Here is a 26,237-nt window from a genome sequence, read left to right as displayed (position 1 = left end):
GGCGGCGGCGGCTCCTTGTTCCAACCCGTCGCCGCGAGCAGGTCGCGCACGGGCTGCTTGTCAAAGCTCGGCGGCGTCACGCCCGGCTTCCACTCGTCGACGGGCCAGAAGCGCGAGGAGTCGGGCGTGAGCACCTCGTCGCAGAACGACAGCTTGCCGTCGATCCAGCCAAGCTCGAACTTCGTATCGGCGAGGATGATGCCGCGCTGCGCCGCCTGCTCCGACGCCCGGACGTAGGCCGTCACGGAGAGGTCACGCGCCAGCTCGGCGTTCTCCTTGCCGATGATGTTGACCGCCTGCTCGAAGGAAATGTTCTCGTCGTGGTCACCGATCTCGGCCTTGGTCGAGGGGGTGAACACCGGCTCGGGCAGCTTCTCCGACTCCTGAATGCCCGCGGGCAGCTTCGTGCCGTTCATCGTTCCCGACTTCTTGTACTCGGACCACGCCGAGCCGGTGATGTAGCCCCGGACGATGCACTCGATGCTGAGCATGTCGGCCTTGCGCACCAGCATCGCCTTGCCGGCGTCGCCCTCTTCGATGGGCGCGCCCGCCGCCGCGATCTCGGCGGGGTCACAGGTGATCATGTGGCTCGGCGCCAGGTCGGCCAGCTCGTTGAGCCAGTAGTGCGTCATGCCGGTGAGCACGCGGCCCTTGTCAGGCACGCGCTCGTTAAGCACGACGTCGAACACCGACAACCGATCGGAGGCGATGAAGAGGTACTTGTCGTCGCCCACGGCGTAGATGTCGCGGACCTTGCCGGAGTAGACGGGCGTGCGGGCCACTAAGAGATCTCCTTCAGTGCGTCGAATGTGCGATCGATGTTGCGCAACGAGCGTTCGAGGTCGAACGCCTCGTCGAGGACGTCCGCGGCTATGCCTTGGGCTTCGAGCAGCGCGCGGAACGACGTGCGGGTTTCCCATGCTTCCATGGCGCAGGACTGGACGATGCGGTATGCCTCGTCGCGCAGCATGCCACTGGCGACGAGCGACAGCAGCACGGGCTGGCTGAACACCAAGCCGTAGGACAGGTCGAGGTTCTCGCGCATGCGCTCGACGTTGACCACGAGGTTGGCGACGAGGTCGGTGGCGCGGGCGATGGCGTAGTCACAGACGATGGCGGCGTCGGCGAGCACGATGCGCTCGACCGAGCTGTGGCTGATGTCGCGCTCGTGCCACAGCGCCACGTCTTCGAGGCCGGGGCCGATGTAGCTGCGCATCACGCGGGCGAGCCCGGTGAGGTTCTCGGACTTGATCGGGTTGCGCTTGTGGGGCATGGCGCTCGAACCCTTCTGCCCGGCCCGGAACGCTTCGCGCGCCTCGCCGAGTTCGGTGCGCTGCAGGTGGCGCACTTCGGTGGCGATGAGTTCGAGTGTGGCGCCGATGGTGCCGACCACGTAGAGGAACTCGGCGTGGCGGTCGCGGGCGATCACCTGCGTGGCCGGCACCGGCGTGAGGCCGAGCTTGCCGCACACGTACTCCTCGACCGCCGGGTCGATGTTGCTGTACGTGCCCACCGCGCCCGACAGCTTGCCCACGGCCATCGACGCGCGGGCGGCGCGCAGCCGGGTGCGGTCGCGGTCGGCTTGCAGGGCCCACAGCGCCACCTTGGCGCCGAACGTCATCGGCTCGGCGTGAATGCCGTGCGTGCGCCCGACCATCACCGTGTGCCGGTGCTCGTTCGCCAGTTCGATCAGCGCGGCGACCAAGCCGTCCATGCCGATGAGCAGCGCGTCGATGGCGCCGGTGACCATGGCGCACTGCGCGGTGTCGACGACGTCGGATGACGTGAGGCCGTAGTGCACCCACGGCGCCGCGGTACCGCCGACGCGTTCCTGGACGACGTCGACGAAGGCGGCCACGTCGTGGTCGGTGGTGCGCTCGCGTTCGGCGACGGCGGCGACGAACTCCTCGTCGACCTTGGGCGCCCGCTCGCGCAGGGCGACGGCGTCGGCGTCGGGGATGACGCCGAGGCGCGCCCAGGCTTCGACGGCGAGGATCTCGACTTCGAGCCAGGTCGCAAAGCGCGCCACGTCGTCGAAGCGCGCCGCCATCTGCGGACGGGTGTAACGACCGATCACTTAGCGGGCACCGTTCGCCTTGAACTCATCGATCTTCTTGGCCACGTCGGGATCGCTGACGCCGATGATCTGCGCCGCCAGGATGCCGGCGTTCTTCGACCCGTCGACGGCGACAGTCGCCACCGGAATGCCCGAGGGCATCTGCACGGTGGCGAGCAGGGCGTCGAGGCCGTTGGCGATGCCGCCACTGAGCGGCACGCCGATGACGGGCAGCGAGCTGTGCGCGGCGAGCACGCCCGCGAGGTGGGCGGCGAGGCCGGCGCCGCCGATGAGCACCGAATAGCCGGCGTCGCGGGCGCCGGTGGCGAACTTGCCGACGTCGTGCGGGTTGCGGTGCGCCGACATCACGTGCATGTCGACTTCGACGCCGAAGCGCTCGAGCATTTCCTTCGCGCCCGCCATCTTGCCTTCGTCGTTGGCCGACCCCATCAGGATCGCGACCTTTGCCATGGTTCTACTTCTCGCTTTCTGCGACGGCTTTCGCCGCAATGTCGGTGCGGTGATAACCGCCGGGTAGGGAGATCTCGGCCACGCCGGCGTAGGCGCGCTCGCGCGCGGCGCGCAGCGTCGGGCCGCGGCCGCAGACGCCGAGGATGCGACCGCTGCCGGCGGTCACGAGTTCGCCCGCCGCGTTGCGGGTGGTGCGGGCGTGGAAGACGGTGACGCCGTCGATCGCGTCGGCGGCGGCGACGCCGGTGATGACGCCGCCCGCCGGTTCGTCGCTGGCGATCATCACGATCACCGCCGCGTCGCGCGCCCGGCCGGCGCCGAAGGGGTCGAGGGCGCCGTCGGCGGCCGACGCCAGCAGCGCGGCCACGTCGCCCTGGAGACCCGGCACGATGACCTCGCACTCCGGATCGCCGAAGCGCACGTTGTACTCGACGAGCTTCGGGCCCTCCGGTGTGAGCATGAGCCCGACATACAGCACGCCGCGATAGTCGACGTCGTGGGCGCGGAGGTAGTCGAGCGTCGGCTGCACGAACTTGGGGCCGATCTCCAACGCGTCCACGTCGACGCCGGGCACCGGCGTGTACGCGCCCATGCCGCCGGTGTTGGGACCCTGGTCGTCGTCGAACATGCGCTTGAAGTCCTGCGCCGCGGGCAGCAGCACGTACTTGGAGCCGTCGCACACCGCCAGCACAGAAAGCTCAGGTCCCGTCATGCACTCTTCGATCACGACGGTCGCGCCGGCGCCGCCGAAGGTGGCACCCGAGAGCTTGTCGCGCGCATCGGCGATGGCGACTTCGAGGTCGTCGGTCACGAGGACGCCCTTGCCCGCGGCCAGGCCGTCGGTCTTGATCACGTAGGGGCCCGCCGAATCACGCAGGTACGCCACCGCGGCGTCGGCGTCGTCGAAGGGCGCGTAGCGCGCCGACGGCACACCGGCGGCCTGCACGACCTGCTTCATGTAGGCCTTCGAGCCTTCGAGCAAGGCGCCGTCGGCGCCGGGGCCGAACACGCGCTTGCCCTGCGCCCGCAGGCGATCGGCCAACCCGTCGACCAGTGGTGCTTCCGGACCGACGACGAACAAGTCGGCTTCGAGCTTCTCGGCGTCGTCGTCGACGCAGGTGGCCACCGCTTCGATGCCGGGCGAACCGGGGGTGCAGACCACCTCGGCCGTCCGGGAGAGAGCCACGCACAGCGCGTGCTCACGGGCTCCGGATCCGACGACGACGACTCGCATCACGCTCGACTGTAGCCGCCGGTTGGAAGGGTTGCAACGGCGTTGCAATCCTGGCACGATGTTTGCAATGTCATTGCAGCTGCCCGTCGACCGGCTCGGCGCCGAGGCACTCGAGTTGCCGCCGGCGGAACGCCGCGCCGCCGATGTCCTCCTGGCGCGCTTCGACCAGCTCGACGACGAGACGACCGCGTCAATCGCACGCGAGGCCGGCGTCGACCCTGCCACGGTCGTGCGGACGTCCCGCCGCCTGGGCTTCGAGGGCTTCGAGGCGCTCAAGCTCGCGGCGGCGCGCGCCAGCGGCGCCAAGACGACGCTGGCGGCGGCGAACGACGCTCCTCAACTCACCGGGGAGGCCGCGCTGGTCCGCCGTTCCATGCTGGGCGACGCGCAGCAGATCGCTGCCGCCGCCGAATCCGTCGAAGCAGAGGCGCTGGTCGCGATCGCCCGCGCGTTGGTCAACGCCGAGGTCGCGCTCTTCGCTGCGGTTGGCGGCTCGGGGTCACTGCTCGGCAACGCCGCCCTCCGGTTCTTGGCGCTCGGCGTTCGAGTCGGCTGGTATCCCGACTCCCAAGCGCAACTCGTCGCCGCGACGCTGCTCGATCGCTCGGGTGCCGTCCTCGCTTTGTCGCGCTCGGGTCGCACGCCCGAGGTTCTCGCCGTCGCCCGCGCCGCGAAGGAACGCGGCGCCGACCTCTCGGTCATCACGTCAGCGCGCCGGTCGCCGCTGGCGTCGCTCGCCGATCGCGTGGTCGTGATCACGCCCGATGCGGTGAGCGACAGCGAGCGCTACGTGTCGCGCTCCGTCGACGGCGCCGTCCTCAACGCGCTCGGAGCCCTCGCGTACCGCGAGCTGCGGTCACGCAGCCCGAAACCCGCGCGCCCCCGCCGCTGACCTGTCTCACCGCGCAAACCTGTGTTGTGTGGCACCCGTTTCGGGTGCGACAGAACACAAGTTGGCGAGGAGAGGCGGGGGCTCAGGCCGTGTGGACGAACTGGTCGCGGCCGGGGCCGGTGCCGACGTAGCTGATCGGGATGCCGATCTGGTCGGCGAGGAACTTCAGGTACTCGGCGGTGGCGGCAGGCAACTGATCGGGTTCAGTCACGTTCGTCAGCGACGTGTTCCACCCCTTCAACTCTTCGTAGACGGGCACGGCGTTGTGGAAGTCGCTCTGGTGGTACGGCGCGTACTCGTAGCGCTTGCCGTCGACCTCGTAGGCCACGCACACCTTCACCGTGTCAAGCGGATCGAGCAGGTCGAGCTTCGTCAGCGCGATTTCGGTGAGTGAGTTGAGCCGCACCGCCTGGCGCATCATCACGGCGTCGAACCAGCCGACGCGGCGGCGCCGCCCGGTGTTCGTGCCGTACTCGTGGCCGCGCTCGATCAGGTCGTCCGCGAGTTCGTCGTGGATCTCGGTCGGGAACGGGCCGGCGCCGACGCGGGTGATGTAGGGCTTGGCGATGCCGACGATGCGCGTGATATCCCGCGGGCCAATACCGGCGCCGGTGCAGGCGCCGCCGGCGACGGGGTTCGACGACGTGACGAAGGGATAGGTGCCGTGGTCGAGGTCGAGGAACGTCGCCTGGGCGCCCTCGAGCAGAATGTGCTCGTTGCGCTCGAGCGCTTCGTGGACCAATGACACCGAGTCGCAGATCATCGGCGCGATGCGCGGGGCGTAGTCCTCGATGTAGCGCTTGTACAGCGCGTCCATCGACAGCGGCAACCGGTTGAAGATCTTGGCGAGCACGAGGTTCTTCTCTTTGAGGACGACCTCGAGCTTCTCGCGGAAGATCTTGGGATCGAGGAGGTCCTGCACCCGGAGGCCGATGCGCGACGCCTTATCCGCGTAGGCGGGGCCGATGCCCGACTTGGTCGTGCCGAGCTTGTTCTTGCCGAGGCGACGCTCGGTCAGGGCGTCGATCTCCTGGTGGTACGGCATGATCAGATGGGCGTTGCCCGAGATCCGCAGCCGTGAGCAGTCGATGCCGCGGGCGGTCAGCCGGTCGATCTCGTCGAGCAGCACGGCGGGGTCGACGACCACGCCGTTGCCGATCACCGGTGTCGTGTGCGGGTACAGCACGCCGCTCGGCACGAGCTGGAGGGCGTACTTCTCACCGTCCACCACGATGGTGTGCCCGGCGTTGTGACCGCCCTGGTAGCGCACCACCATCGACATTTCCTTGGCGAGGAGGTCGGTCAGCTTGGCCTTCCCCTCGTCGCCCCATTGCGTCCCCACTACGACAGTCGCTGGCACGTAGGAAAAGCTTAGATGGCGGCGGCCACCGCCCGGAAAGTAAGCGACGTCTGGTGGACTTCGTCGACCGAGATTTCGATGCTGTAGCCGCCCGGCGCCGGCACCACGACATTGTGGAGGTTGATGACGAGCGGAAGGATGACCGATTCGCCCGGCTCGAGCAGCGGGTTGGGTTGGCCGGCTTCGAGATGCCCGTTGGCTTGGACCACGACGTCGCCGTCTTCGGTCTGGATCACCGCGGTGACGTCGTGGGCGAACTGGATCTCGGTGGGCGTGAGCACCACCTGGGCCACGAGCGTCACCTGCATCGGCGCCGGGAACTCGGCGCGGTGTAGCCGCGTGATGCCGCCCCCGAGGATGTGGAGCAGGCCTTCGCGCACGGTGGCGGCGTCGCACAACAACGCCGAGGCAACCCGGGCCATCAGAGGGCGGCGACCGCGTACACCGCGTCGACGAGCGACTGGCCGCGCTCGTTGAGCAGGATGCCGGGGCCCATCCGGTTCATCGTGTAGCCCATCGCCAAGCCGAGCGACGGGTCGCAGAAGCCGATCGAGCCACCCATGCCGACGTGGCCGAAGGCGTGCTCCCCCATCACGACGGAGTCCTTGTCGTACTTGTCGCGGTTGTCCATGGACAGCATGAAGCCGAGGCCGAAGCGGGTGGCGATCTGCAGCGTGGCGTCGACGTTGGTGGCCACCGAGCAGTGGCGTGCCCGCTCGAGGGTTGTGTGGTCGATCACGTTGCCGCCACCGAGCGCCAGCGGCGTGTACATCCCGCACAGACCACGGGCGTTGGTGATGCCGCCACCGCCGCCGATCTCCGCTGCATGCCACGCACGGCCCTGCGTGGTTTGGCTCATCAGATTCGCCATGGCGTGACGCGTCGCCGACTCCGGTTCGGTCATCACGACCTTCATGAAGCGGCTGACGTGGCCGCCGGTCTCGGGCGGCGGCGACTGGATGAGGTTCGAGACGCGCGGCTCGTGCTCTTCGGGCAGACCGATCCAGAAGTCCAACCCGAGCGGCCGGGCGATGGCGTCCTGGAAGAAGGTGCCGAGCGACTTCCCCGACACGCGCCGGATCAGCTCGCCCACCGTCCAGCCGAAGTTGATGAGGTGGTAGCCGTTGCGCGTGCCCGGCTCCCAGAACGGTGCTTCGGCGGCGATGCGCTCGACCACCTGATCCCAGTGGATCATGAAGTCGCCCGGCAGCTCACCGCGAATCGCCGGAACGCCGACCGAGTGGTCGAGCATCATGCGCACCGTCGCGTCTTCCTTGCCGTTGGTGGCGAACTCCGGCCAGTACTCGCGCACCGGCGCCTCGATGTCGAGCAGGCCCTGGCTCGCCAGCACGTGGGCGCACAACGCCACCGCGCCCTTGGTGCAGCTCATCACGATCGAGATGGTGTCGGCGTCCCACGGGGCGCTGAGCTCGCGGTCGACCGCGCCGCCCCAGACATCGATGACCGTCTCGCCTTCGAACGACACGCACAAGGACGCTCCGACCTCGTCACGCGTGTGGAAATTGTCGACGAACTGGTCGACCACCGGCGCGAAACGCCCGTCGTATTCCCCCACCACCATGCCGGTCGGAACCTCGACCTTCACGCTTTCCATGTTCTGACTTTTGCAGACCTACGCTTTTCGTGTGGAGGCGCGCCGCGAGAGCATCTACGACGCGTTCGCCGACCCGGCACAACGGCACGCGACGTTCGACCCCGCGACCAGTCCGCTGTACCAACGCGTGGCGTTCGTGGTCGGCGCCCCCCGCAGTGGTACGACGTGGCTACAGCAACTGCTCTACGTGCATCCGGACCTGGCGACCGGGGGCGAGAGTCACCTCTTCTGCGAGGGGCTGCCGGCCGTGTTCGCGAACTTCGAGCACCCGAATGGCATGTCGCACCTGTCGACGTGGGTGGCGCGCCCCGAGCTGCTGACCGGTGCCCGAGCGTTGTGCGACCACGTGTTCGAGACCCAACGCGCCGCCACGCGTCCGGAGGCTCGCATGGTGTTGGAGAAGACGCCGAACCATCGTTTGCAGGCGGCGCTCCAGGCGGCGCTGTATCCCGACGCCCGCTACGTCCACATCATTCGCGACGGCCGCGACGCCACCGCTTCGCAGCGTGAGCTGTGGGGCGCCACCGACGCCGAGTTCGCCGACGCCGATCGGGCCGCGGCGGCGTGGGCGGCGTCGGTGCGCGACGTCCGCGCCCATTTCGGCTCGCTGGCCTATCTGGAACTGCGTTACGAGGACGTCGTCGCCGATACCGCAGGGATGCTGGCGCGCATCTTCGACCACTTGGGCCTGGCGGCGGATGACGCCCTGTGCACGGCGGCCGCGGAGTTCGGGCGCGCCCCGGTCCACACGTCGCCACAATCGCCCGGCGTCGGCGTGCGCAAGCACGCCGGCGACGCGCTGGCCGAACGCGCGGTGGCCGTCGCCGCCGGCGATCTGCTCGTCGAACTCGGCTACGCGACCGCGGAGGAAGTGCGCGCGGCGGCCGCCCAGCCCCGGCCAAGACCCGGCCGGCGACGCTTAATGCGTCGTCGGGGCGACGACGAACGCGCCGTGCGACGCGTTGCCGATGACGTGGCGGCCGGTCTGGTGGCCGGAACCGATGCCTCCTTCGCCCACTTGGCCGACGCCCGGCTCACGCAGCGGCGGGTGGTAGGCGACGCCGCAACGCTGACGTTCGTGACGACGCAATCCGAGCGGGTGGTCGTGCGCGTCGTCGTCCGCCGCGGCGCGGCGGTGTTAGTCGAAGCGCTCTAGACGAGCGCGTCTTCGCGCCGCGAGCGGCGCACCGCCAGCGACAGCACGAGACCGACGGCGAGCAAGGCGAGACCGACCCCGGCGATGTCGAGGGCGTGGTCGAGACCCGTCTTGCCGAACACGCCGCCCGTCCCCGTCGACGTGCCGCCCGAGCTACCGAGCGCCGACGAGCTGCCCGAGCTGTCGAGTGTCGAACCGAGGACCTGCGACGCCGGCACCACGAGGATCGGGTAGTCGACGGTGCGGGGCTTGCCGTCGGCTCCGATGCCCGTGAGCCGCAGGGTGTGCTGACCCGGCTCGACGTTGGGCACCGGGAACGTGGCGTCGACCGCGCCGCTCGCATCGGCGTTGACGTCACCGAGGTGGATGACCGTCGAGAAGAAGTCGAAGGCGACGGAGCTGCCGGGTTTCCAGCCCGTCGAGTGGATGTGCATCGGATCGCCGACGTGGAGGCCGTGGGTGCCGTCGACGATGTTGCCGTTGACGTCGCGCACGACGATCGCGGAATTGGCCGGGTACGTGCCCGTCTGGGCCAGGGCCGCGCTCGCGGAGGCGAGCATGAGCGCCGTGACCAGAAACAGGAGAGTTTTCTTGAACACAGGTTTGACTTTTCCTCAGCTTTGGGCGCGTGCGCCGAAATTCCGCCCGCACAAGTGTGACACAGGTGAGCAAAAATTGTGGGAACTAGCTGCCCGAATAGGGGATTTCCAGATGAATATCGTGCGACAGCGGACCACTTTCGCGTAGATCGCGGGGAGTGACGCCGCTGAGATGCAGCGAGAATGCGTCGTCGTAGACGAGCGGCTGGCGCACGATGTCGAGCCGGTAACCGTCGCCGTCGCGGATGACGCCACCGAGCCGGAACACGAGGGTGCGGGTCGTTCCGGGCGGCACGTCGACGAACGCCGACTGGGCGAAGCGGCCGAACTCGGGCGCACCCTGCACCTCGAGGGGATTGCCGTCGATCGTCGCGGCCGACGCCACCAGCGGCGAATACACCGTTACGAATAGCCGGTTCTGCCCCGCCTTGAAGCGGCTGTCGAACGGTCCGATCACGTACTTCGGTTCGCCCCCGGCGGGGGCGTCGTTTCGCAGTGCCACCGTCAGCGTGCCGTCGACGCGGCGGCGACCGTCGACAGTGCTCACGTTGACGTCGTAGGTGATCGACCGATGGAGGTAGTAGTCGAGTTTGTTGCCCGCGGCGTTCTGCGTCGTCACCATCAACGCGTCACCCCGCAGCGAACCGATGGCGCCGGCGGCCCCCGTCGCCACGAAGAAGCGCTGCGCGGCCGGGTCGGCCGACCACACCTGCAGGTGACGCGTCGCGGTTGCGTCGTGGATGACGTTGCCGGCGCGCACGAGGTCGACCAGGCCCCCGTTGGTCAGGCGGTCGAACACAGTCTTGGCGACCGTTCCGAGGAAGTCGATGCGATTGTCCAGCTGGTTGTCAAAGGCGATGTACTCGTCGTGCAGCGTGATCTTGACGACGTTGTCCGCCGTGATCGGCACGGGCCAGTCGGCGACGCGCACCGGCCCGGTCAAGCGCAGCAACCCGGCCAGCGCCAGGGGATCGACGGTGACGACGCCGTCGACCTTCGTGCCGCTGAACTGGCGGTACTGGTCGGCGATGATCTTGCCGATCGTCGGGAGGTCGGGCGACATGTTGACGTTCGTCCACTCGCGATCGACGTCGAAACGCGAGTAGCGACGCAGGTAGTCCTTCGGCGCGTTGAGCGTCCGCCGGGGCGCGCCCTTGGCGTCGAACTCCGAGGTACGGCGGAACTGCGGCAGCGTGATACGGCCGTGGTCGGCCACGAGGATGCCGTAGTTGGCGATGTAGCCACCGGTGGCGCGGCTCTCGGCGTTGTTCTGCACGGCGATGAAGTACCGGCGCGGGCGATCAAAGCCGAGGAGGGTGTCGGCGAGGCGGGCGCCCGCGAGTGACGTCGTGACGCGGCGGTCGACGGAGTGCACCTGCGTGCGCAGGTCGGCGACGCCGGTGCGCAGTTCGGGCACGAGCAGTTCGGCGTTCTGGCCCGATCCGAGCTGGCTATCCGCGCGGTGCACGTCCTTCTGCACCGCCGTGAGTCCGTCGATCAGCTGCGCCAGCGCGGCGCGCTCGACCGTTGCTTGGTGCACGCCCGCCGCGTTCACGTTGACGGCGTCGATGAGCCGACGCGCTGAGCCGGCGAGGTTGGCCGCCACCTGTGCGCTCGTCTTGGCTGCGTCGAGATTGGCGCTGAGGAACGGAACGACACGCCCAACGGTGACCGTTGGTTTGTCGAGGCGGGCGGCGCTTGAGGCGAATGTGTGCTGCAAGCCTCCGAGCTGCGCGCTCGTCGTCGTGAGCTGCCCGGCGTCGGCCTTCACCAGACCGCGGCTGACGGCGACCGCGCGGTGAATCGGCCGGTACACGTCGAGCAGCGCAACCGCCGCCGGGACGGCGGCGGCCACGGCGACACCGCCGGCGAGGAGGACCCCGATGAAGGCGCGGCCGCGGTCGGGCGACTCCAGCGTGACGAGGTAGGCGAGGGCGCACACGATGCCGCCGGCGACGACGGCCACCATGCCCACCGGCGAGCCGACCGCGGCGCGAATGGCAAGGCCACCGATCACGAGGCCCGCGAGGCGAGACCCCATACGGCCCAACATCCCCGAGCCGAACGGTGACACCGCGGCGACGGCGAATACCGCGCCGGCCACGAGGACGGCGACGCGTTCGTCCTTCGTGCTGTGCGCCGTGTACGCGACGACCGCGGTGCCGACGGCGGCGGCGACCGCAGCGAACCAGCCAGCGGACCCGAGGATGTCGAGTTCGCGGATCAGGCTGGCGAAGCACGCCAGCAGCAGCCCGGTGAACACGACGTCGACGGCGCGGATCCCGTAGGCCGGCATCTGGGCGTCGAGGCAGAACACCACCACGGCGGCCATCGCCCACAGCAGGACGAACGAGAGGAGCCGCCCGCCGCGGCGCAACAACAAGGTGCCCGACAACGCCGCGAAGGCGGCGGCCGGCAGGACGAACCAGCTCTGGCCGAGCTTGCCGGTCACGAGCGCGGCCAGGCTGAAGCCGACGATGAGGGCGGTAGCGCCCGGTCGTTCGAAACGGCGGAAGCGCAGGCCGCGCCGGGTGGCCTGGTTTTCGTAGAGAGAAAGGGCGCCGGCGGTAATCAGCGTCAGGAAGATCGCGACGCCGAGAAGCCAGGCGTCACCCACCATCTTTGGCAGGAGCGCCCGGGGTCGCCGATGGGTTGGCGGCTCCGTTGCCGGCACCGTTGGCCGAAGCCTCGGGCACCGATGCCGGCTTGGCCGCCGGCTGCCTTTCGCCGCGACGATGCTGCGGCCGGTTGGAGTAGTGGCGGTAGTAGTTGTTCGAGCGCCCGCCGCCTTCGGCGTTCAGCACGACCCCGATGACGTCGGCGCCGACGTTGTCGAGCATCGAGCGCGTCGAACCGGCGGCGTGGAGCGACGTGCGATGCCAGCGACACACGATCACGGTGCCGTCGACGAGCGCGGCGAGCACGGCCGGGTCGGCGACGGGCAGGATCGGCGGGGCGTCGACGATCACGATGTCGGCGAGGCGCTTGGCCTCTTCGAGCACCTTCACCATCACTTGCGAACCGAGCGCTTCGGACGGGTTGAGCGTGTAGTTGCCGACCTGGAGGATCGACAGGCCGCGGCTGAACGGGACAAGCGCGTCTTCGAGCGGCATCTTGCCGAGGAGCACCTCGGTCAACCCGGGGCCCGGCTCGATGTCGAAGATGGAGTTCAGGCGAGTGCGGCGGAGGTCCGCGTCGATGAGAATGGTGCGGGCACCGTCGAGCGACATCGCGATGGCGAGATTCGAGGCGATCGTCGACTTGCCGTCGCCGGCGGCGGCGGACGTGACCAGCACCGTCTTGAGCGCTTGGGCCGACTCGCGGAACCGGATGGCGGTACGCAGGGCGCGGTAGGCCTCACCGGTAGGCGAGCCGCCGGGCTTGAGCGCCACGAGCGGGTCGGCGGCGAGGTTGCGTTGTTTGGGGATCGAACACAGCACCGGCGCACCGAAGATCTCCGACGCGACCTCTTCCTCCCGGATCGTGCGGTCGAGGGCGTCCATCGCCAGCGCCACGGCGAGGCCGAGAGCGAGGCCGAGGAAGGACCCGACGGCGAGGTCGCGCGCCGGCTGGGGCGACACGGGCTTCGACGGGACAGAGGCCCGGCTGATGATCGTCGCCTCGATGCCGCTCGGCTTGCCGAGCTGGTCGATGACCGACCTCAGGGCTTCCGCCGTTTGATTGGTGAGGTCGGCCGCCAGCGACGGGCTGGAGTCGCCGCCCTTCACGTCGATGAGCAGCGTCTGGGGAATCGCGGCTGCCGACACCTTGCCGCGGATCTCCGCTGCAGGAATGCGCCCGCTGAGTCGGTTGGCGACGCGCCCGGTGGTGATGTTGGCGTCGACCATCTTGGCGTAGCTCTGCATCAGGTCAGACGTGAGCTGCACCGCCTGCACCGCCTGGCTCACGTTGATCACGTCGGGGACGCTGACGAACATGCGCGCCGTCGCGCTGTACTGCTTGGTCTGCGAAGCGGAGAGCGCCGCCGAACTGGTGAGACATACGACGAATGCCAGTACCACGATCGGCCAGCGTCGCCGAATCAGGCTGACGAAGGCCTGGAGATCCACGGGGACAAACGGTAGTCGGCGGTCGGGGGTTCTTCGGATTCACCCTCGTCGCCGGCGCGCTGGATCGCCGACGCGATGAGACCGATGCCGATCCAGAAGATGTGCGCAAACTGCGTCAATAGGTTCACCGTCATCAGGTTGATGAACGCGGCGAGGATGGCGGCGGCCCACGCGTGGTCGATCACGGCCAGCCGGTCGAGCAAGGCCGCCTTGCCGACGCGCAGGGCGATCGCCATGAACACCAGCAGCGCCAGCACGCCGTAGCCGATGTAAATGAGCGCGTAGGCGTTGTCGAAGGACTTGAGGCCGACGTCTTGACCGGCGGCGGCGGTGAAGCCCACGCCGTCCTCGTCGACGACCTGCTTGCCGACGAGCGAGAAGTTCGACCGGTCCGACACGACGTGCCAGATCTCGACGCGGTATTCGCCGCTGAGATTGACGCTGCTGCCCTCGCTGAACGTCTGATCGCGCAACTGGAGCACGTTGGCGAACGAACCGACGTTGACCAGTACGGCGAGCCCGACGGCGATAACCACGCCGCGTCCGTGATGGCCGCGACGCGACTCGCTGATAAGGAGGACGACGACGGCGAAGGCGAGCATCACCAGCGGGCCGCGTACGAGGTTTTCGGTAAGCGCGAAGAGGCTGAGCAGGGCGACGCCGTACAGGACGGGCCGGGGCACGGGCGCCTTGCCCTCGCGGCGCCAGGCCAGTCCGAGCACGAGCACGATCGCCAGCACGAGGAACATGCCGAGGGCGATCGCCTGGCCGAACGACGCCTCCGGTCGCGGGTGACCGAGCCGCGTGTCGGCACGGGCAAAGAAGGCGTGAGCATGGCCGCGCGGGAAGAGGGCGAAGAACGGATTCTTCACGCCGCGGTACTCGCGCACGGCGACGATCGCCGACACGACGGCGCCGATGAGCACGCCGATCGCCGCCGACGTCGACATCTCGCGGCGCAGGCTCAACAGGCGGAACGTGGCGTAGGGCAGGAGCGACGAGAACAGGGCCCCAGTGATCGCGCCGATGAAGCCGCCCGACGTGTTGACGAGGTACGCGATGGTGACGAGCACCGAGTAAGCGATCACGAGACGGTCGAGCACACCGATGCGGATTCGATGGCGCAGTTCGAGCGCGGCCGGCAACAGCGTGGCGCACACGAGCACGACCGGCGACGCCGCCACGGTGCTCCCAGGGATGTTCGGCACCCAATAGATGGGGATGATCGCGATGAAGGCGAGGCCGGCGACAACCGCACCGCGCACGTGCCGACGGGCGACGGTCGCGGCGATGCCCCACAACAACACCGCCAGCGCGATCGAAACCGAGTACCGCGCCGCGTACGCGGCCACGAAGAACACGGCGACGACACCGGCAACGGCGAGACGGTTGTCGCTCACCCGGGCAATTGTGCCTTGCGGGAAGCCGCGCGCAACACGCGGTAGTCGGCGGCCGACAGGTTGCGCGTCGCCTTGCGCAGCCACCAGCACAGACCCGCCGCCGCCGCGTAACGCTGCGCCGCCTTCTCGCCGTGCCAGCGCTCGAGATACAGCCGCTGGCTGCGGAACTGGTGATAGAGGCTGAACGCCCGTACCTGGGCGCGGGACTGCTGCGCGGCGTGTGTCGCCGTCGCGTCGAGGCACAGGTCAACGCTCCACCCGGCGTCGCTGAGCCGGTGCGCAAGATCCATTTCCTCGAAGCACAAGAAGTAGCGGCGGTCGAAACCGCCGACGGCGTCGAAGGCGTCGAGGCGCGCCAGCATGCATGCTCCCTCCACGTAGCCCACTGGGCCCGACCGGGCCGTCGCGCCGTCGAGCTGGCGGCGGACGAGGAAGCGGCCGACCGGCGCGGGCAACAGGGGTCGCAACTCGGTCATGGGCGTGGGCAACGTGCCGCCGGGGGTGCGCAATGACCCGTCGGCGTCGCGCAGCGCTGGACCCACGAGCGCGCAGGTGGGGTGGGCGTCGAGGTAGCCGACGAGACGCTCGATGTCGGAGCCTTGGATCACGCAGTCGGGGTTGAGAAACAGGACAAACTCCGCCGTCGCCGGTAGCCGCGCCCGGCCGGCGTCGTTGCCGGCGCCGAAACCGACGTTGTCCTGTTCGACCACCTCGACGTTCGGCAGGTCGAGGGCGCGCACGATCGCGACGGTGTCGTCGGGTGATGCGTTGTCGACCACGACGACGCGCGCCATCGCCGCGGTCGGCAGCGAGCCGAGCGCGTGACCAATGTCGGCGCCCGAGGCGTACGTCACGATGACAACCCCGACGCGCGCGGCCGTTGCGGGGTTCACCGTCGCATCATCGCGTGTGCCAGGGTTGGACATGCCGATCAGCGCGCCCTGGCTGCTGGTGACGCCGGCGCGCAACGAACGCGATCGGCTGCCGCAACTGGCGGCCTCGCTCGCCGCCCAAACAGTCCAAACGATCGGATTGTGGGTGATTGTCGACGACGGCAGCGACGACGGCACCGCCGAGTGCGTCGACCCGCAGTCAATGCCGTTTCCCGTGCACGTGCTGCGGCGCACGAACACCGGCGGCCTGCTGGGCGCGTCCGAACGGGTCGCCTTCGCCGACGGGGTGGCGGCCGGCCTCGAACGGCTACCCGACGCCGAGCGCGTGCTGAAGATCGACGCCGACCTGGTCCTCGCCCCGGATCACTTCGCCGCGCTCACGAAGGTGGCGCCCGACGTCGGCGTGATCGGCGGTGTGATCGCCGACGTTGCGGATCGCTCGCAGCCCCACCACGTCCGCGGCGGCCTGCGCGCCTACAACCGCGCCGCGTGGGATGTCGCGGCGGGCGTGCCGATTGCGCTGGGCTGGGACGTTCTCGACGAGGTCGCCATTCGGGCGGCCGGCCTCGAGATCCGCGTCGTGCCCGAGGCCATCGCGACCAGCGCCCGGCGCACCGGCTCGAGCGAGGGCGTGCTGCGCGGCCGCCGCCGCGGCGGCGTCGTCGCCCGCTGGACGGGTTATCACCCGGCCTACTTCGCCCTGCGACTCGTCCGTTACAGCGCGATGCGTCCCGTCGGCGTCGGGTCGGCGGTGATGCTGTGGGCCTATGTCACCGCCGGGCCCGGCCCGTTCGCCGCCGAACTCAAGCGCGCCAATCGGACCGAGCAAACGGCCCGGCTGCACGCACTGGCGCGCTCGCCCGTTCGTTGGTTCCGGGAGAACATGCGTGGCTGACCGTACGCAGCAGGGTCAGGCGGCGGCGTTCGGCAAGCCGAACGTGCTCGACACGAAGCTGCGCAAGTATTTCCACGCCGGGTTCAAGCGTCTGGCCGTGCCCGAGCACCGGGCGAACATCGACGCGTTGGTCTTCGAACCGGCACCGCGCGACGCCGCCGAACTCGCCGACCTGGTGGCACGCATCAACTGGTACCTGGCGGACGCGACGGTACCGATCTACATCGCCGGCGCCGACCACATGGCGTTCTCGCCCGCCGACGCGCCCCACATGGATCCCGACCTCGTGCAGCGCGACCGCATCGCGTCGGGTCCGTTGCCGACTGGGCGCGGGGTACGCCACGTGCTCCACCGCATCGCCGTCGGCTCGGTAGCGCGCGTGCTGCCCCACATTCGATCAATGAGCATCGCCGATCCGGTCTTCGCGTACACGTCCGAGCTCGGTTATCTCCGTCTCCGCGCCGCGTTGGCGCCCGAACCGCCACCCGATCCACTCTCGACCGTCCCGCGCCTGTTGGCGCGCCGCGTCACCGGCGGGCGCGCCCTGGCGCTCGGCACCGGGCCGTCGGCCAGCGAACTCGATCCCGCGCGAGTCACCGCCGACGTGCGCATCGTGTGCAACTCGGCCGTGCGCGACATCGACCTCATCACGAAGCTGCGCCCCGACGTCATCTGTTTTGCCGACCCGGTCTTCCACTTCGGACCGAGCCGCTACGCCGCGGCGTTCCGCGCCGACCTGCGCGGCGCGCTGGCCGTCTGCGACGCGCTCGTGGTGATACCGGCGCGTTATGCCGGCTTGCTGCTGGCCCACATGCCCGACGTGCGCGATCGGCTCGTGACCCTCGACGACACCGGAACCGAGTGGGCGTGGCCGACGGAGACGAACGCCAAGGTCGTGATGTCGGGCAACGTGCTCACCTACCTCATGCTGCCGGTGGCCTTCGCGCTCGTCGACGAAGTCGACGTCGGCGGCTGCGACGGCCGGGTGCAAACGGAGAACTACTTCTGGAAGCACAACGCGCAGCTGCAATACAGCCAGGAGCTCATGAACGACGTGTTCGCTGCTCACCCTGCGTTCTTCCGCACCACCAGTTACACGAACTACTACGACCGGCATCTGCGCTATCTCGACGAGTTCCTGGCGGTCGGCGAAGCGGCCGGCAAGCACGTGCACGGCGTGACGCGCAGCCACATCCCCGCGCTGATCGCTCGGGGCGCGCCCCGCTTCGACTAACGCTCGCCGTTGACGTGGGCGGAGAAGAGCGCTTCCGCCACCCTGTTCCACCCGAAAGCACGCACCGCGGGATCGGGCGCGTCCAGTCGCCCGTGCGCCAGCGCGTCACGCACGGCTTCGCCGTAGCCGGCAGCGCTCGCCACCACGATCCGATCGGACGCGACCGTCAAGGGAACCGGCGTCGCCGCGACAGGCAAACCCGCCGCCAAGTACTCGAGCACCTTCATCGGACTCATGCTGGTGGTGAGCGCGTTGACGTGATGCGGCAGCAGGCCGACGGCGGCACGCCGCAACAGGGCGGGCACGACGTCAGGGCCGACGGGGCCGAGCCACGTGATGCCAAGGTCACGCAGTTGCCGCGCCGTGGCGTCGTCGGCCGGCCCGGCGACGACGACGGGCAGGACCTGCTGGGCGGCGGCGAGGAGCCCGACGTCGACGCGCTGCTGCACCACGCCCAGGTACACGGCAAAGGACCCCTCGGGTAGTCCGGGCGGTGCGTCGCCCAGCGGCGCGGTGTACGCCTCCACGTCGACGCCGTTGGGCACGGGGCGCCCGTCGATGCCGAAGTCGGCCCGCAGGCGGTCGGCCAGCTCCGGCGACACGGTCGTCACCGCGTCGGCGCGTGCCGCCGCGCGATAGCCACGCAGGACGTGACCGCCGACACGCGCCGCCACCGGGAGTGCCCGCCAATCGTCGACGGCGTCGAACCCGCGACGATCGGCGTCGAGATACCGCAAGACGGGAGCCCACAACGGCGTGGCTGCGACCACCACTCGGCGCGTGCCCTGCGCCGGCAACGCGCCCGTCAGCGCCGCGCCCGTCATCCGCCACGCCAGCGCGTCGAGCGGCGACGGCGCACGGTAGACAGGCACACGCCCGGCGAGGGCGGTGACCCGGTCGTCCCACGAGTCGATGCGCTCGGCGCGGGTGCGAACGAGGTTGCGCAGCGACATCGACGGAAAGTCCACGACGCTGACCGTCGTGAAGCGTGCGTCGCCAGCCCATTGCTGCAAGACGCTGCGCCAGCGGGTGTTCTGCCACGCCAACCGCGACCACGGCGTGCCGAGAAGGACAACGAGGTCGGTCGTGCCCGGCAACGGGCTACTCGGTGCTGAGCCGCGACGTGGCACCGCCGTCGACGACGAGCGTCTGGCCGGTGATGAACCCCGATCGTTCGCTGTCGGCGAGGAACAGCACGGCCTGCGCGATTTCGACGGGGTCGGCGATGCGACGCAGCGGCGTGCGGTCGACGAGCGCCTGGCGCACCGCGGGGTCACCGCGCAGCATCGGCGTGTCGGTCGCCCCGGGGCACACGGCGTTGACCCGCACACCGAACGACGCCAGGTCGAGCGACGTCGCGCGGGTGAAGGCGACGAGTGCGCCTTTGCTCGCCGCGTAGGCCGCTACGCCGCGCGAGGTGGCGATGGCGTGCACCGACGCCACGTTGACGACGCCGCCGATCGCCGCGGCGAGTTGGGGCAGCAGCGCCTGCGTGAGCACGAACGCCGGCCGCACGTTGGTGTTCATGGTGGCGTCCCAGTCCGCCACCGAAAGGTCGGCGAAGTCCTTGTCCATCATGACGGCTGCGTTGTTGACCAGCGCGTCGATGCGGTCTTCCTCGCGCAGCGCGTCGCTCAGCGCCGTGAGACCGTCGGCGTCGGCGATGTCGCTCTGCAGATACCGCGCCGAGTGATCCTCACCGGGCGCCGAGCGGTCGACGCCGATCGTGCGCCACCCCGACGCGTTGAACAGCTCGATGACCGCCGCGCCGATACCACCGCGGGCGCCGGTGACGACGACGGTCTTCACGCGAGGCCGAGGCTGGTCAGCGCGTTGTGGACGGCCTGCCGGCTGGTTCGGGCCACCGCTTCGGCGGTGTTCGATCCGTTGTGGGCCCCGAGGATGACGTTGTCGAAGCGGCGCAGCGGGCTGTCGGCGGGCAACGGTTCGACCTCGAACACGTCGAGCGCCGCGCCGGCGAGGTGCCCCCGCTCGAGCGCGGCGATCAGCGCCGCCTCGTCGACCACTGGACCGCGGGCAACGTTCACCAAGTAGGCGCCGGGCTTCATCCGCGCCAGCATCTGCGCCGAGACGAGGCGTCGGGTCTCGGGCGTCAGGGGGCAGTGCAGCGACACGACATCGGACTCGGAGAAGACGTCATCCACCGATGTGACGCGCACCCCCATGGCTGCCGCCTGCTCCGCGTTGGCCGCGACCGGCTCGCTGCCGATGACCTCGAAGCCGACGGCCTGGCCCCGCACTGCCATCGCGCGGCCGGTGCCACCGAGGCCGACGATGCCGAGGATGTGGCCCCGCGGCGTGTGACCTTCGATCTTGGTCCAGTTGCCGGCGCGCACCGCCCGGTCGATCTGGTGCAGGCCACGGAACAGGCTGAGCACGTAGCCGAAGGCGACGTCGGCGACTTCGTCGTCGAACATCCCCGGTGTGTTCGTCACGGCGATGCCGAGGTCGGCGGCGGCGGCGAGGTCGATGCCGTCGACGCCGATGCCCCACTTGGCCACGGTCTTGAGACGTGGCAGTCCGGCGCGCAGCACCTCGGCGGTGACGTAGTCGTCGCCGGCGATCATGGCGTCGTAGTTGCCGATAATCGGGATGAGTTGCTCGGCGGAGAACTGCTGACCGGGGATCGGCGGGCAATCCCACTCGACGCCGGCGTCTTTCAACCGGTGCTCCACGAGCGGCATCGACACCTGCATCTGCCGGCACGTCACCAGTAGGCGCGGCGCGTCACTCACCGGCGTGTTCCCGCTGCGCGTAGAGCGCTTCAACCACAGTCCAGTCGATCTCCTCGTCGATGTCCCACGCCTCGGCGCGGTCGATCGGGAAAAGCAGCGGCCGGTCGCCGATGCGGTTACCGCGCCGCTCGAGCGTCTCCCGATCGAACAGGTACAGGTTGCTGTTCTCCTCGTAGATCGGTGGCAGGTCCTGCGTGCGCAGCAGCACAGCGGGGTCGTGGTTGACCGCCCGGGCGCCGTCCCACCACAGCCGCGTCTGCAACGCCGTCACGCCGAAGAGTGAGTCGTATTCGGGCCGCTGGTCGACGAGCGTCTTGACGGCGGCGGCGATCGTGGAAGCCCGCAGCAAAGGGTTCGTGCTGTGCGTCTGCAAGTACAGGTCGGCGTCGACCTGCGACACGTCGTGGAGCAGGATGGCGTTCATGGGCGTGTGGCCGCCGAGGAGATGCTCGGGCCGCGGAATCACGCTGACCCGATCGAAGTGCGCGGGTGCATCCTCGGCGATGAAGGGGCTGTCGGTATCGATGAGCACCTGGTCGACGACGCCCGAGTCGAGGAGCGCCGCCACCACGTGGTGATACAGCGGGCGCCCGCCGAGGAGCCGGTAGTTCTTGCCCTTCACCCGTTCGCTGTCGTGCCGCATTGGCACGAGCCCCACCACGGTTGTCACGCGTCGCCTCCGTATTCGATGCGGCGCGCGTCCGGGCCGCCCGGTTCTTCCCGCTTCCCGATGCGGCCCGCGGGGTAATAGAAGCGCCGCTTCAGTTCCGAATGCACCGGCCCGCTCTGGGCGAAGCCTTGGTAGCTGCCCATGAACTGCGCCGTGCGAAAGCCGATGATGCTGGCGACGTTGCGCACCAGCGCGCGGTGCTTGGCCGCGAAGGCCAGGTCGCCGCCGATGTTCGCCAGCGCCAAGCCGATCGCCTCGAAGCGACCCATGCGCTGCTCGTCGTAGATCGCCTTGTGGGCGATCGCCTCGCGGCGATAGCGGTTGCGCACCTTGGCAAAAGTCTCTTCGTGCACGTGAACGATCGGGGCGGTGGCGACGTACGCGATCGTGCCACCGTCCTCGATGCAGCGCCTCGCCAACGCGAGATCTTCGAGACCGGTCAGCGACTCGTCCCAGCGGTAGCGCTGCCACACCTCCCGCCGCACGGCACTGTTGGCGTTGTTGCAGAACGGGTGGCTCTGGCGCTGTTCGCTGACGATGGGAAACCACTGCGTGAAGATCCGCTGTTCGGAGATCGTCGTGCGCTCGTCGCCCTGCTGGCGCCCGTAGGTGAGCGACACGTCGTCGGACGCGAACGGCGCCACGAGCTCGCGCAGCCACGAGTCGTAGATCGGATACACGTGGGCGCTGACCGACACCAAGATGTCGCCCGAAGCAGCCTCGCAGCCCAGATTCAGCGCACGACCGAAGGAGAACTCCTCGGGTTTGATGTGGACGATCTTGGTCGGATAGCGCCCGGCGACCTCCAGCGTGTCGTCGGTCGAACCCGAGTCGACGATGATGATCTCGTCGGGTTGACGCGTCTGCTCCAGCAAGCCGTCGAGGAGCCGGCCGATGTGCGCGCCCTCGTTGAGGCAGCGCACGATGACCGACACGCGCAGTTGCTGCGTGTCCTGCGCCGAATCCATCCGGGAATTGTGGCAGGCACTGTCCCCCGACGGTGGCGTCGTAGGGCAAGCTCTTGGCGTGCCGCCTCCGACGAGCGACGCCGACGAGCCGATCGTCGGTGTGTGCATCCCGGTCTACGACGAAGTAGACGCCATCGGGGCGACGCTGCGTTCGGTGTGGGCGACGGATTATCCGCGCGAACAACTGCGTGTCGTCGTTGCGGTGGACGGGGGCGACGCTCGCGTAGCCGCGGCCGCGCGCGCCGAGGGGGCCATGGTCGTGGAGGTCGTGCCGAACCAAGGCTCGTACGCGGCGCGCAACGCCGCCCTCGCGGCGCTCGACCCGGCCGCCTCATGCGTGTTGTTCACCGATACTGACTGCGAGGTCGCTCCAGGGTGGGTGCGCGCGCACGTCGCCGCGTTGGACACGGCGGCGCTGAGCGGAGGCGGCGTCGACTTCCGCTTCGCGCATCGGCGACCAAACCCGGCCGAATGGGTCGACTCCACCCGCCACCTGCGCCAGCAGACCTACGTCGAGCTCGACGGGTTCGCAGCCACTTGCAACCTCGCGGTGCGCCGGGATGTGTTCGCCCGCGTGCAGTTCGACTCCACGTTGCGCACCGGCGGCGACGCCGACTTCTGCCTGCGCGCCAAAGCAGCGGGCTTCGGCCTCGTGTACACGCCGGACGCCCGGATAACGCATCCGGCGCGCTCGAGCGCCACCGCGCTCTTGGCCAAGGTCCGCCGCATCGCCGGCGGTGCGCCGCGGGTACGCGCGCTGCAAGGCAGCCTTCGCCGGCCCGAGGCGCGCCTGTCGCTCGGCCCGTACCGCAAGGCGCGTGCGGCGGGCTACCGCGTGGGTCCGTGGTGGGCGCTACGAGCGTGTCTGCTCGACTACCGCGCGCAACGGATCCTGGAGCGGGCCTTCGACCCGCCCGTCGCGTAAGTACGATCGGATCGTCATGAGGATTGTCTGCGTTGCCGGCGCGCGGCCGAACTTCATGAAGATCAAACCCGTGGTCGACGCGCTCGACGCCCGGGGCGCCGACACGCTGCTCGTGCACACCGGCCAGCACTTCGACGCGGCGATGAGCGACGTGTTCTTCGACGAGCTCGGTCTGCGCGCCCCCGACCGCTACCTTGGCGTTGGATCGGGCACGCACGCCGAAACGACGGCGCGCGTGCTCGTCGGTATAGAGGGCCTGCTGGAAGAGTGGCCCGCCGACGTCGTCGTGGTCGTCGGCGACGTCAACTCGACCGTCGCCGCCGCGCTCAGCGCCGCAAAAGCGGGCGCGCTGGTGGCGCACGTGGAAGCGGGACTGCGCAGCCGCGACTGGACGATGCCCGAAGAGGTCAACCGCGTCGTCACCGACCGTATTAGCGACTACCTGTTGGCTCCGTCTGCCGACGCCGTGGCCAACCTCAAGGCCGAGGGCTACCGCGACGACCAGATCCACCTCGTAGGCAACGTGATGATCGACACGTTGTTGGCCAACGTCGAACGCGCCAAGCAGCGGTCGATCATCGACGCGGTCGGCGTGGACCCCGGCCGCTTCGGCCTCGTCACGCTGCACCGCCCGGCCAACGTCGACGACCCGCAGATGTTGCGCACACTGGTCGACACCTTGGGCGAGATCTCCGAGGAGTTGCCGCTGGTGTTCCCCGTGCACCCGCGCACACGCGCCCGCCTGGCGGAGATGGCCCTCGCTCCGGGCATCGCCCTCGTCGAGCCGCAGGGCTACCTCGACTTCATCGCCCTCGAGGCTTCAGCGCGCGTCGTGCTCACCGACTCCGGCGGCGTGCAGGAAGAGACGAGCGCGCTGGGTGTGGCCTGCATCACGCTGCGGGACAACACTGAGCGGCCGATCACCGTCGAGCTCGGCACGAACGTGGTTGTGGGACGCGATCCGCAGCGCATTCGCGACGAGGTGCGCCGCGCCATTGGCCACGGCGCCCAACCGGCGTCAGAGATCCCGGGGTGGGACGGGCACGCCGGTGAGCGCATCGCCGAGGTACTGCTCGCCGGCGGCGGCCCCGCGGGTCATCTACGGCCGACGGATCGGTAGACACCCTCGATCACGTCAAGGCTGTGTGCGTGCGAGAAGTTCGCCTCCACGTGCGCCCGCCCGGCTGTCCCGAGCCGCGTGCGCAGGGGAGCGTCACCGGCCAAGCGGACGAGCGCCTCAGCCGCCGCGACCGGATTCTCGGGCTCGACGACGATGCCCGTTTCGCCGTCGACGACGACCTCCGTGAGCCCACCGGCTCGCGCCGCGACGACGGGCAAGCCGCTGGCGGCTGCTTCGAGCGGCGCCACGCCCTGGCCCTCTTTCTGACCTTCGGAGTCGACCCGGCCGGTGATGAGGAACACGTCGGCGTGCGCGAACGCGGCGAGCACCTCGTCGTGCGAGCGGGCGCCGGCAAAGGTGACGATGTCGTCGACACCCAGTTCCTTCGCCAGGCGCTCGAGGTTGTCACGCCGTTCACCTTCGCCGATGATCGTGTAGCGCAGGCCCGGCACGCGCGAGCGCGCCGCGGCGACGGCGCGAATCGAGATGTCGAGGCCTTTGAAGTCCACGAGGCGGGCGACGGACAGCGCCCGGAACGTACCGTCGGCCGGCCGCGGCGGGCGCGGCACGAAGCGCGCCGTGTCGACGCCCTGGGGCCACACGGTGACGTCGCCCGGCGGGAAGCCGAGGTTCTCGACCACGGTGCGCATGAACGCCGTGCCGGCGGTGACGTGGGCGCGACCGATCATCGGTTCGTAAATGCCGGGGACCTGCTGCGCGATCACGTTGGCGTCATAACCGTGAAACGAGCACACGATCGGCGAGTCGAACACCCCGGCGTCGCGCAACGCGACGGCGGCGACACCCGTGGGACCGAAGTGGGCGTGCAGCACGTCGAAGGGAGCGGCGTTGGCCAGCCGCGACGCGATCAACAAACGCAACCCAACGCGTTGGAGCGGGAAGTCGTCGCCCTTCGCCAGCGCGAATCGCCGCGACGGCGCGTCGGCGGTGGCCAGTCGTAGCGCGCCGCCGGCCATCCGGGCGAGCTTGCCCCCACCGAGAGGCGCCGGGGTCGGCGCGGTGGCGGCGATGACGGCGTTGAACTCGTCGGTGGCGAACTCCTCGTCGTCGCTGCGCATGATCGGCACGACGACCACCTCATGGCCCCGCGCCAACAGACCGGCGGCGTGGTTGAGGACGAAGGTCTGCGACACGACAGGGAACTGGCGTGCCATGAGGCAGATGCGCATGCAGCTAGGCGAGGTCGATGTCGCCCACGCGCGGCTTCCACGGCAGGTCGAGTTCCTTGATGACCCGCGCCGGGATGCCGGAGGACAACACGCCCGGCGGCACGTCCTTTGTCACGACCGAGCTCGGCCCGACGATGACGTGTTCGCCGATGGTGACGCCCATGGTGACCGTGCTCTTGGGGCACACCCACACGTCGGGCTTCAACACGATCGGCGCACTCGTGGTGTTGAAGTAGCTCCACTCGTCGGGCGCTGTTTGCACGTGGTTGCTGTCGACGATGGTGGAGTACTCCGCGATCTGGGCGAAGTGGCCGATGGTCACCGACTCGGCGCAGTGGATGGCCACGCCCCAGCCGATGTTGCTCGGCCCGTCGACGACGAGGTCGCCTCCGGTGATGTTGAGCACCGTGTTGGCGCGTACGTCGACGCTTTCGCCGATGCGGATCGATCCGCCGCGCAAGCGGAGGCGCACATCGTCGCCGATCGTCGAGCCTTTGCCGACGTGAAGCGAGTTACGCGTATGGGAGCGGATCTCGAGGTTGACGCGCTTGCCGATGGTGACGTCGGGTGCGATCGACACTTCGATCGGCGCGCTGTGCCACCACGACAGGAAGCGCAGGCGCAGCAGGAGACGGGCGCGCCGGGTGCTCGGCACTTTGCGCAGGGTGACCGGCCAGTTCCGCGGCCGCAGGAGCGTAAGCATGCGGCGGGGCGACGACATCGCCGACAAGGT

25 protein-coding genes are annotated in these 26,237 nt (G+C 69.3%); 6 read left to right on the top strand and 19 right to left on the bottom strand.

Annotated features, from left to right (window positions below):
- The 4 genes from VHC63_09370 to purD form a co-directional block, all read right to left on the bottom strand.
- Window positions 1-782, bottom strand: a 782-nt coding sequence (locus VHC63_09370) for a phosphoribosylaminoimidazolesuccinocarboxamide synthase (GenBank protein ID HVV36797.1), incomplete at its 3' end; no start/stop codon positions are given.
- Window positions 782-2,077 (bottom strand): adenylosuccinate lyase, encoded by a 1,296-nt coding sequence (gene purB, locus VHC63_09365; GenBank protein ID HVV36796.1) that lies wholly within the window; start codon window positions 2,075-2,077, stop codon window positions 782-784. The genes VHC63_09370 and purB, both read right to left, overlap by 1 nt.
- The gene (gene purE, locus VHC63_09360; GenBank protein HVV36795.1) at window positions 2,078-2,527 is read right to left on the bottom strand and encodes a 5-(carboxyamino)imidazole ribonucleotide mutase; all 450 of its coding nucleotides are present in this window, start codon (window positions 2,525-2,527) and stop codon (window positions 2,078-2,080) included.
- Window positions 2,528-2,531: 4 nt separating this feature from the next.
- The gene (purD, locus tag VHC63_09355) at window positions 2,532-3,761 is read right to left on the bottom strand and encodes a phosphoribosylamine--glycine ligase (protein HVV36794.1); all 1,230 of its coding nucleotides are present in this window, start codon (window positions 3,759-3,761) and stop codon (window positions 2,532-2,534) included.
- 67 nt (window positions 3,762-3,828) lie between these two features.
- On the opposite strand from purD, the gene VHC63_09350 reads away from it, so the two are divergent.
- A complete protein-coding gene (locus VHC63_09350; protein HVV36793.1) occupies window positions 3,829-4,653 on the top strand; it encodes a MurR/RpiR family transcriptional regulator in 825 nt (274 codons plus the stop codon).
- A gap of 82 nt (window positions 4,654-4,735) precedes the next feature.
- On the opposite strand, the gene VHC63_09345 is transcribed toward VHC63_09350, so the two are convergent.
- Genes VHC63_09345 through VHC63_09335 form a run of 3 tightly spaced genes read right to left on the bottom strand, consistent with a single transcriptional unit; the run spans window position 4,736 to window position 7,619 of the window.
- The gene (locus tag VHC63_09345) at window positions 4,736-6,013 is read right to left on the bottom strand and encodes an adenylosuccinate synthase (GenBank protein HVV36792.1); all 1,278 of its coding nucleotides are present in this window, start codon (window positions 6,011-6,013) and stop codon (window positions 4,736-4,738) included.
- Window positions 6,014-6,024: 11 nt separating this feature from the next.
- The gene (locus VHC63_09340; protein HVV36791.1) at window positions 6,025-6,435 is read right to left on the bottom strand and encodes a hypothetical protein; all 411 of its coding nucleotides are present in this window, start codon (window positions 6,433-6,435) and stop codon (window positions 6,025-6,027) included.
- Window positions 6,435-7,619, bottom strand: a complete 1,185-nt coding sequence (locus VHC63_09335; protein HVV36790.1) for a serine hydrolase domain-containing protein — start codon at window positions 7,617-7,619, stop codon at window positions 6,435-6,437. Before VHC63_09335 ends, VHC63_09340 begins: the two co-directional genes overlap by 1 nt.
- A gap of 40 nt (window positions 7,620-7,659) precedes the next feature.
- Between VHC63_09335 and VHC63_09330 the strand changes: the two genes are divergently transcribed.
- Window positions 7,660-8,784: a sulfotransferase gene (locus VHC63_09330; GenBank protein ID HVV36789.1), complete on the top strand. Its 1,125-nt coding sequence runs from the start codon at window positions 7,660-7,662 to the stop codon at window positions 8,782-8,784.
- Here the strand turns inward: VHC63_09330 and VHC63_09325 are convergent.
- The 5 genes from VHC63_09325 to VHC63_09305 form a co-directional block, all read right to left on the bottom strand.
- Entirely contained in the window at window positions 8,781-9,383 is a 603-nt protein-coding gene (locus VHC63_09325; GenBank protein ID HVV36788.1) for a hypothetical protein, read from the bottom strand. The two genes, VHC63_09330 and VHC63_09325, sit on opposite strands and share 4 nt — an antisense overlap.
- A gap of 85 nt (window positions 9,384-9,468) precedes the next feature.
- Window positions 9,469-12,000 (bottom strand): DUF4012 domain-containing protein, encoded by a 2,532-nt coding sequence (locus tag VHC63_09320; protein HVV36787.1) that lies wholly within the window; start codon window positions 11,998-12,000, stop codon window positions 9,469-9,471.
- Window positions 11,993-13,453: a polysaccharide biosynthesis tyrosine autokinase gene (locus VHC63_09315; GenBank protein HVV36786.1), complete on the bottom strand. Its 1,461-nt coding sequence runs from the start codon at window positions 13,451-13,453 to the stop codon at window positions 11,993-11,995. The genes VHC63_09320 and VHC63_09315 overlap by 8 nt, the downstream gene beginning before the upstream one ends.
- Window positions 13,426-14,853 carry a hypothetical protein gene (locus tag VHC63_09310; GenBank protein ID HVV36785.1) on the bottom strand — a complete coding sequence of 476 codons (1,428 nt, stop codon included), beginning with the start codon at window positions 14,851-14,853 and terminating at the stop codon, window positions 13,426-13,428. The genes VHC63_09315 and VHC63_09310 overlap by 28 nt, the downstream gene beginning before the upstream one ends.
- Complete coding sequence (locus VHC63_09305) at window positions 14,850-15,746, bottom strand: glycosyltransferase family 2 protein (protein HVV36784.1); 897 nt, start codon at window positions 15,744-15,746, stop codon at window positions 14,850-14,852. The genes VHC63_09310 and VHC63_09305 overlap by 4 nt, the downstream gene beginning before the upstream one ends.
- Before the next feature lie 31 nt (window positions 15,747-15,777).
- On the opposite strand from VHC63_09305, the gene VHC63_09300 reads away from it, so the two are divergent.
- Window positions 15,778-16,641 (top strand): glycosyltransferase family A protein, encoded by an 864-nt coding sequence (locus VHC63_09300; protein ID HVV36783.1) that lies wholly within the window; start codon window positions 15,778-15,780, stop codon window positions 16,639-16,641.
- Window positions 16,634-17,875, top strand: a complete 1,242-nt coding sequence (locus VHC63_09295) for a hypothetical protein (GenBank protein HVV36782.1) — start codon at window positions 16,634-16,636, stop codon at window positions 17,873-17,875. Before VHC63_09300 ends, VHC63_09295 begins: the two co-directional genes overlap by 8 nt.
- Here VHC63_09295 and VHC63_09290 read toward each other — a convergent pair.
- From VHC63_09290 to VHC63_09270, 5 genes are read right to left on the bottom strand one after another with little or no spacing between them, the layout of a single operon-like run.
- Window positions 17,872-18,972: a glycosyltransferase gene (locus VHC63_09290; GenBank protein ID HVV36781.1), complete on the bottom strand. Its 1,101-nt coding sequence runs from the start codon at window positions 18,970-18,972 to the stop codon at window positions 17,872-17,874. The two genes, VHC63_09295 and VHC63_09290, sit on opposite strands and share 4 nt — an antisense overlap.
- Window positions 18,973-18,976: 4 nt before the next feature.
- On the bottom strand, window positions 18,977-19,684 hold the full coding sequence (locus VHC63_09285) for an SDR family NAD(P)-dependent oxidoreductase (protein HVV36780.1): 708 nt from the start codon (window positions 19,682-19,684) through the stop codon (window positions 18,977-18,979).
- Complete coding sequence (locus VHC63_09280) at window positions 19,681-20,631, bottom strand: phosphoglycerate dehydrogenase (GenBank protein ID HVV36779.1); 951 nt, start codon at window positions 20,629-20,631, stop codon at window positions 19,681-19,683. The genes VHC63_09285 and VHC63_09280 overlap by 4 nt, the downstream gene beginning before the upstream one ends.
- On the bottom strand, window positions 20,624-21,301 hold the full coding sequence (locus VHC63_09275; GenBank protein HVV36778.1) for an acylneuraminate cytidylyltransferase family protein: 678 nt from the start codon (window positions 21,299-21,301) through the stop codon (window positions 20,624-20,626). Before VHC63_09275 ends, VHC63_09280 begins: the two co-directional genes overlap by 8 nt.
- Window positions 21,298-22,269, bottom strand: a complete 972-nt coding sequence (locus VHC63_09270; GenBank protein ID HVV36777.1) for a glycosyltransferase — start codon at window positions 22,267-22,269, stop codon at window positions 21,298-21,300. The genes VHC63_09275 and VHC63_09270 overlap by 4 nt, the downstream gene beginning before the upstream one ends.
- A 58-nt stretch (window positions 22,270-22,327) precedes the next feature.
- On the opposite strand from VHC63_09270, the gene VHC63_09265 reads away from it, so the two are divergent.
- Entirely contained in the window at window positions 22,328-23,194 is an 867-nt protein-coding gene (locus VHC63_09265; GenBank protein HVV36776.1) for a glycosyltransferase, read from the top strand.
- 16 nt (window positions 23,195-23,210) lie between these two features.
- Complete coding sequence (wecB, locus tag VHC63_09260) at window positions 23,211-24,314, top strand: UDP-N-acetylglucosamine 2-epimerase (non-hydrolyzing) (GenBank protein ID HVV36775.1); 1,104 nt, start codon at window positions 23,211-23,213, stop codon at window positions 24,312-24,314.
- Here the strand turns inward: wecB and VHC63_09255 are convergent.
- On the bottom strand, window positions 24,290-25,504 hold the full coding sequence (locus VHC63_09255; protein ID HVV36774.1) for a glycosyltransferase: 1,215 nt from the start codon (window positions 25,502-25,504) through the stop codon (window positions 24,290-24,292). The two genes, wecB and VHC63_09255, sit on opposite strands and share 25 nt — an antisense overlap.
- Window positions 25,505-25,508: 4 nt before the next feature.
- Window positions 25,509-26,225, bottom strand: a complete 717-nt coding sequence (locus tag VHC63_09250) for a hypothetical protein (GenBank protein ID HVV36773.1) — start codon at window positions 26,223-26,225, stop codon at window positions 25,509-25,511.
- Window positions 26,226-26,237: the final 12 nt, after the last annotated feature.

The sequence above is a fragment of the Acidimicrobiales bacterium genome (genome assembly GCA_035546775.1).
GTDB lineage: Bacteria > Actinomycetota > Acidimicrobiia > Acidimicrobiales > JACCXE01 > JACCXE01.
Note: the sequence above shows the minus strand (reverse complement) of the source record. Positions and strands in the feature narration are given on the sequence as shown.

What these genes read in the sequence shown, in the direction of transcription:
- purE (HVV36795.1), bottom strand. Translation starts at nt 2,527, where the DNA reads ATGGCAAAGGTCGCGATCCTGATGGGGTCGGCCAACGACGAAGGCAAG.
- purD (HVV36794.1), bottom strand. Translation starts at nt 3,761, where the DNA reads ATGCGAGTCGTCGTCGTCGGATCCGGAGCCCGTGAGCACGCGCTGTGC.
- VHC63_09350 (HVV36793.1), top strand. Translation starts at nt 3,829, where the DNA reads ATGTCATTGCAGCTGCCCGTCGACCGGCTCGGCGCCGAGGCACTCGAG.
- VHC63_09340 (HVV36791.1), bottom strand. Translation starts at nt 6,435, where the DNA reads ATGGCCCGGGTTGCCTCGGCGTTGTTGTGCGACGCCGCCACCGTGCGC.
- VHC63_09300 (HVV36783.1), top strand. Translation starts at nt 15,778, where the DNA reads ATGCCGATCAGCGCGCCCTGGCTGCTGGTGACGCCGGCGCGCAACGAA.
- VHC63_09270 (HVV36777.1), bottom strand. Translation starts at nt 22,269, where the DNA reads ATGGATTCGGCGCAGGACACGCAGCAACTGCGCGTGTCGGTCATCGTG.
- wecB (HVV36775.1), top strand. Translation starts at nt 23,211, where the DNA reads ATGAGGATTGTCTGCGTTGCCGGCGCGCGGCCGAACTTCATGAAGATC.
- VHC63_09255 (HVV36774.1), bottom strand. Translation starts at nt 25,504, where the DNA reads ATGCGCATCTGCCTCATGGCACGCCAGTTCCCTGTCGTGTCGCAGACC.
- VHC63_09250 (HVV36773.1), bottom strand. Translation starts at nt 26,225, where the DNA reads ATGTCGTCGCCCCGCCGCATGCTTACGCTCCTGCGGCCGCGGAACTGG.